We start from the raw sequence: 5,749 nt of genomic DNA, 5'->3' as shown, positions 1-5,749 counted from the left end.
CTCAAGGGGGGAGATGTCCGGCAGGACAGAGGGGGGCGCCAGGGAACGAGGCGCTCATTGGTAGCCCGCATCAAACCTGCGTCTCCAGAAACTCGTCCTCATAGGGAAAGCGCGAAAGCAGCTCCGTGCCCGTCTCAGTGATCAGGATCTCGTCCTCCAGCTTGACGCCCTCGCGGCCGCCTTTCTCGCCGATATAGCTTTCCACGCTCACCACCATGCCTGGCACGATATGGCCGTCACGGCCATAGGTCTCGTAATCCATGGCATGCGCGATGAACGGCGTTTCGCCATGCATGCCGACGCCGTGCATGACCGAGGTGTAGCGCTGGTCGACGAAACGGTCCGGGATTTTCCACGCCTTCTCGGCGATCTCGCGGAACGCCATGCCGGGTTTGACGATCGAGATGTTGTGCTGAACCTGGTCGTGCGCCATGCGGTAGAGCGACTTCTGGTAGGGCGTCGGCTTGCCCGGCCCGCAGCGGAAGGTGCGCGAGAAATCCGAATAATAGCCGTAGCAGCCGATCGTGTCGGTATCGAGCGCCAGCAGCTCACCGGGCCGGATCTTGCGGCCGCTGGCCTCGTTGAACCACGGATTGGTACGCTGGCCCGATGTCAGCAGCCGCGTCTCGATGAACTCGCCGCCCTGGCGGATGACCTCGCCATACATGATGGCGAACAGGTCGTTTTCGGAGACGCCGGGCTTGATCGCCTCGCGCACCGCATAGACGGCGGCCTCGGCGCCGGCCATCGACACCTGCAGGCATTTGACTTCCTCGGGCGTCTTCACCGCGCGCACCGCCAGGATCTCGCCCTGGCAGTCGCGGACCTCGCAGCCGCGCTTTTCCAGGGCCAGCGCCTGCAGATGGCTGCAGCGGTCGAGGCCGAGCTTCATCGAGCCACCGCCATGCTGCTTCAGAAGCTCGGCGATCTCGTCGGCGAAGGGACCGGCGGTCTCGTCGTCGCGGCCCGACACCGACGACCAGACCAGCTTGGAAGGCCGCGCCTCGTCGATCGTGTCGAGCACCATCGAGACATGATAGCTCTGCGGGTATTCGAACAGCACGATCGGCCCGTCGGTCGGAATGAAGAAATAGCGGGTCGAGTTGCGCAGGAAATAGCCGAACATGTTGCGCGAGCCGGTGGCATAGCGCTGGTTGTAGGGGTCGAACAACACGACGCCGCCATAACCGGCCTCACGCATCCAGCCGCGCAGTTTCGCCAGCCGGCCCTTGCGCAGCGCATCGGCATCGATGAAGGACGGCTCGGTGTCCGACAGCCACATGCCGCCGGCCGGATCGGCCGCTGCGGGGTGGCGCATGCGGTCCTTGAAGTCCACATCCTCGGTGCTGTCGGGGTCGAATACGACGATGCTCATGGGGTACGGCCTTGGCTGGGTTGCGAGGTCGGAGCATGGCGCAGGAGGGGCGAATGGATTGTGCGGAAAACCGCAGGTGTTGTGCGGGATGCCGCTGGCTAATCGGTTGCGTCGCGATCCTTCGCGCCCCCCTCTGCCCTGCCGGGCATCTCCCCCTCAAGGGGGGAGATTGGCAGTTTCGACGCCGCCGTTCTTCTTTGCAACATCCGAGATTGGCGAAAGCAGAAATGCAGTCCGATCTCCCCCCTTGAGGGGGAGATGTCCGGCAGGACAGAGGGGGGCGCTGTCCCGCCAACGTCACACCCGTCAGGGAGCGACACCTAATGCCGTCTCGCCAGTTTCGGCGGATGCCCGTGCTCCTCGCGAAACGCCCGCGCAAAACTCGACATCGATGCAAACCCACACGCCAGCGCCACGTCGCGCACGGCGAGCGTCGAATGCGCCAGCAGGTCGGCGGCACGTTTCAGCCTCAGCCGGCGGTAATAGCCATTGGGCGAGATGGCGAGTTCGGAGCGGAAGGAGCGCTCGAGCTTGTCGGAGGAGACGCCAAGCTTTGCGGTCAGCTCGGCCATGCCGAGCCGTTCTTCGACCGCGTCCTCCATGATGGCGATGGCCGACAGCACCAGCTCGTTCTGGACCCCGGTGCGCAGCCGCAGCGGCATCATCTTGCGGTCGATGCTGGAGCGCAACTGGCTGTGCACGAACCATTCGGCGACGCCGGCGGCAAGCTCCGCGCCATAGTCGCGGGTGATGATCTCCAGCATCATGTCGAGGCTGCCGACGCCGCCGGCCGAGGTGAAGCGCTTGCGGTCGATGACATAGAGGTCGCGCCTGAGCTCGATGTTGGGGAAGGCTTCGGTGAAGGCGGCTTGGCTGGTCCAGTGCAAGGTGCAGGCATGACCGTCGAGCAGGCCGGCGCGGGCGAGGAAGAACGCCGCATCCGCCACCGCGCCGATATGGGCGCCGTTGCGCAGGCTCTTGCGGATCCAGTGTGCCGCGTCCTCGGCGACGAGATGATCGGCATCGCCGCCCGAGCAGACGACGATGCGATCGACCTTCGGCGCGTCCTCGGCGTAAAAACCCGGCTGGATGACGACGCCGTTCGAGGCCTCGACCGAGCCTTTCGTGCCACCGACGATGATCCAGCGATAGCATTCTCTTTTCGCCAGGACATTGGCGGCACGCAGCGGCTCGATGACCGAACTGAACGCCATCATCGGAAAGCCGGGGAAGACCAGCACCGCGAAGGTGAGAGGGGTGTCGGTGGGTTTGGGTGGGGCGTGTGTGGCCATGGGCGCTAGACTTCGGGCAGATGGGGTGCGGCGTCAATTGGGCTGATGCGTGAACCTGGAACGTCAGCGCCGCCCCTCACCTGCCTGCCGGCATCCTCTCCCCGTAAACGGGGCGAGGGACGCTGTTATCGGCGCTTACGCCAATCACCGGCGGCCGCGGTTAGCGTCTTTCTCCCCGTCGCTATACGGGGAGAAATGCCCGGCATGGCAATGAGGGGCGGCGCCGATTTTGGCGATTTGAGGGTCTATCCCCCCAGCGCCTGCTCCAAATCCGCGATCAGATCATCTCCATCCTCGATCCCCGCCGACAATCTTACCAGCGAATCCGATATACCGATCTCGGCCCGTTTCTCGGCCGGAATGGAGCCATGCGTCATCAGTGCCGGATGCTCGATCAGGCTCTCCACGCCGCCGAGGCTTTCGGCCAGCGTGAACAGCTGCGTGCGTTCGAGGAACTTTTTGGTGCCGGCGAGGTCGCGGTCGAGCACGGCTGTGATCATGCCGCCGAAGGCATGCATCTGCTGGACGGCGACGGCGTGCTGCGGGTGGCTGGCGAGGCCGGGATAGATGACGCGGCGCACGTCGCGGCGTGCTTCCAGCCACTGCGCGATCTTCAGGCCGTTGGCGGAATGACGCTCCATGCGTAGCGCCAGCGTCTTCAGCCCGCGCAGCGCCAGAAAACTGTCGAACGGACCCGAAATGGCACCGATGGCGTTCTGCAGGAATTTCAGCTGGGCGGCGAGATGCTTGTTGTCGCCGACGACGGCGACGCCGCCGACCATATCGGAATGGCCGTTGAGATATTTCGTCGTCGAATGCACCACGATGTCGATGCCGAGCTCCAGCGGCCGCTGGATATAGGGGCTGCAGAAAGTGTTGTCGGCAACCGTGAAAATCCCCTTGCGCCTGGCAAGTGCGGCGACGCCTTCGAGGTCGACGATGCGCAGCAGCGGGTTGGTCGGCGTTTCGACCCAGAGCATTTTTGTCTCGGGCCGGATCGCCGCTTCCACGGCGGCGAGGTCGGTGAAGTCGACGAACGAGACCTGCAGATTGGCCGAGCGTTTGCGCACCCGCTCCATCAGCCGGAACGAGCCGCCATAGATGTCGTCGGTGGCGACGATGTGGGCGCCGGAATCGAGCAGTTCCAGCACGGTGGCGATCGCCGCCAGGCCGGACGCGAAGGCAAAGGCGGCCGAGCCGCTTTCGAGATCAGCCACGGCGCGCTCGAAGGCAAAGCGCGTCGGGTTCTGGCTGCGGGCATATTCAAAGCCCTTGTGCACGCCGGGCGATTGCTGGGCAAAGGTCGAGGTGGCGTAGATCGGCACCATCACCGCGCCGGTCAGCGGGTCGTGGCTCTGGCCGCCATGGATGGTACGCGTCGAGAAAGCCAGACGGTTCTTGCCCGGTGGTGGTGTTTCAGCGGTCATCGTGCGCGCCTCAGATGGTTGATCAGGTCGATGCGGGTAATCAGGCCGACGAACTCGTCGCCGTCGAAGATGATGGCTACCTCGTTGCGGTCGAAGACCGGCAGCAGCGCATCCAGCGTCTGGCTGGCCTGCAGCGTGTGCAGATTTGAGGTCATCGCCGTGCGCACCGGGCCGTTGAAGCGCTCCCAGCGGCCGTCATAGGGGCCGTCGACCTTGGCCAGGATGTCGCTTTCGTCGACGATGCCGACGAGCTTGCCATTGTCGAGCACCGGCAGCTGCGAGACATCGGAACGGCGCATGCGGCCATAAGCGTTGAGCAGGCTTTCGTCCGGGCCGACATAGACGGTGTCGCCGGTGCGGTGCGAGCGCATCACCAGGTCGCGCAGATCGCCATGCTGTTCGTGCTCGGCAAGACCTTGCTCGGCCAGCCAGAAATCGTCGAACACTTTCGACAGATATTTGTTGCCGCTGTCGCAGACGAAAGTGACGACGCGTTTGGGCACCGTCTGCTCGCGGCAATAGCGCAGCGCGGCGGACAAAAGCGTGCCCGAGGATGAGCCGGCGAGGATACCTTCCTTCGACAAGAGGTCGCGCACGGCCAGCATGCTCTGCTTGTCGGGGATCGAATAGGCCTTCTTGACCAGCGATAGATCGGCGTTGGGCGGCACGAAATCCTCGCCGATGCCTTCGACGGTCCAGCTGCCGGCCTCTTCCATCTTGCCGGTCTTGATCAGCGGCGCCAGCACCGAGCCGACCGGATCGGCCAGCACCATTTCGGTCTTCGGCGACACTTTGGCGAAGTAGCGGCCAAGCCCGGTCAGCGTACCGCCGGAGCCGACGCCGACGACCACCGCATCGACGTCACCGTCGAGCTGCGAAAAGATCTCCGGGCCGGTGGTGGTTTCATGCGCCAGCGGATTGGCCGGGTTGGCGAACTGGTTGGCATAGAAGGCGCCGGGCGTTTCCGCAGCGATCTTCTCGGCCATGTCCTGGTAATATTCGGCATGGCCCTTGCCGACATCGGAGCGCGTCATGCGCACCTCGGCGCCGAGCGCGCGCAGATGCTGGATCTTTTCGCGCGACATCTTGTCGGGCACGACCAGCACGATGCGGTAGCCCTTGGGGATGCCGACCTGGGCAAGGCCGAGGCCGGTATTGCCAGCGGTCGCCTCGACAATGGTGCCGCCGCCCCGGAGCTTGCCCTGCTTTTCAGCCGCGGCGATCATCGACAGCGCGATACGGTCCTTGATCGAGCCGCCCGGGTTCTGGCTTTCAAGCTTGATGAACAGCCGGCATTTGCCGGTATCGAATTTGGTCAGCTCGACAACCGGCGTCTGGCCGATCAGATCGAGCACCGATTTGTAGGGCGGACGCAGGCGGGATAATTCGTCGGCTGCGGCGATCTCGTGCTCGCTCATATCGATGCTCCATAACCAAGCCACCGCCTCTGGGCAGGGCGGCAGCGTATCCTCTTTTCCAGCCCTTTGCAGTCGGAAAGAAGATAGATCGTGCCAATCAACCGGCCAGATGCGGAATGAAATTCCGGGTTTGCGTTGGCGAGAGTCGCTTCGAAGTCAGGCGAACCCTCCGCGCGTTCGTCATCCTAGGGTCTCCGCGACGTCGCTTCGCTCCTGCTCCGCCCTAGGATGACGAAG

4 protein-coding genes are annotated in these 5,749 nt (G+C 64.2%); all 4 read right to left on the bottom strand.

Annotation, left to right across the window (positions count from 1 at the left end):
* Window positions 1-70 precede the first annotated feature (70 nt).
* Window positions 71-1,375: a Xaa-Pro peptidase family protein gene (locus EOB49_RS28645; RefSeq protein ID WP_127328648.1), complete on the bottom strand. Its 1,305-nt coding sequence runs from the start codon at window positions 1,373-1,375 to the stop codon at window positions 71-73.
* Window positions 1,376-1,695: 320 nt separating this feature from the next.
* A complete protein-coding gene (locus tag EOB49_RS28635; protein WP_127328650.1) occupies window positions 1,696-2,667 on the bottom strand; it encodes a GlxA family transcriptional regulator in 972 nt (323 codons plus the stop codon).
* 245 nt (window positions 2,668-2,912) lie between these two features.
* Window positions 2,913-4,094, bottom strand: a complete 1,182-nt coding sequence (locus EOB49_RS28630) for a PLP-dependent aspartate aminotransferase family protein (RefSeq protein WP_127382950.1) — start codon at window positions 4,092-4,094, stop codon at window positions 2,913-2,915.
* The gene (locus EOB49_RS28625; protein WP_127382949.1) at window positions 4,091-5,512 is read right to left on the bottom strand and encodes a pyridoxal-phosphate dependent enzyme; all 1,422 of its coding nucleotides are present in this window, start codon (window positions 5,510-5,512) and stop codon (window positions 4,091-4,093) included. The genes EOB49_RS28630 and EOB49_RS28625 overlap by 4 nt, the downstream gene beginning before the upstream one ends.
* Window positions 5,513-5,749: the final 237 nt, after the last annotated feature.

It is taken from the genome of Mesorhizobium sp. M7A.F.Ca.MR.148.00.0.0, assembly GCF_003997735.1.
Taxonomy (GTDB): Bacteria; Pseudomonadota; Alphaproteobacteria; order Rhizobiales; family Rhizobiaceae; genus Mesorhizobium.
The sequence above is the reverse complement of the archived record's forward strand: the minus strand, read 5'-3'. Positions and strand labels throughout refer to the sequence as shown.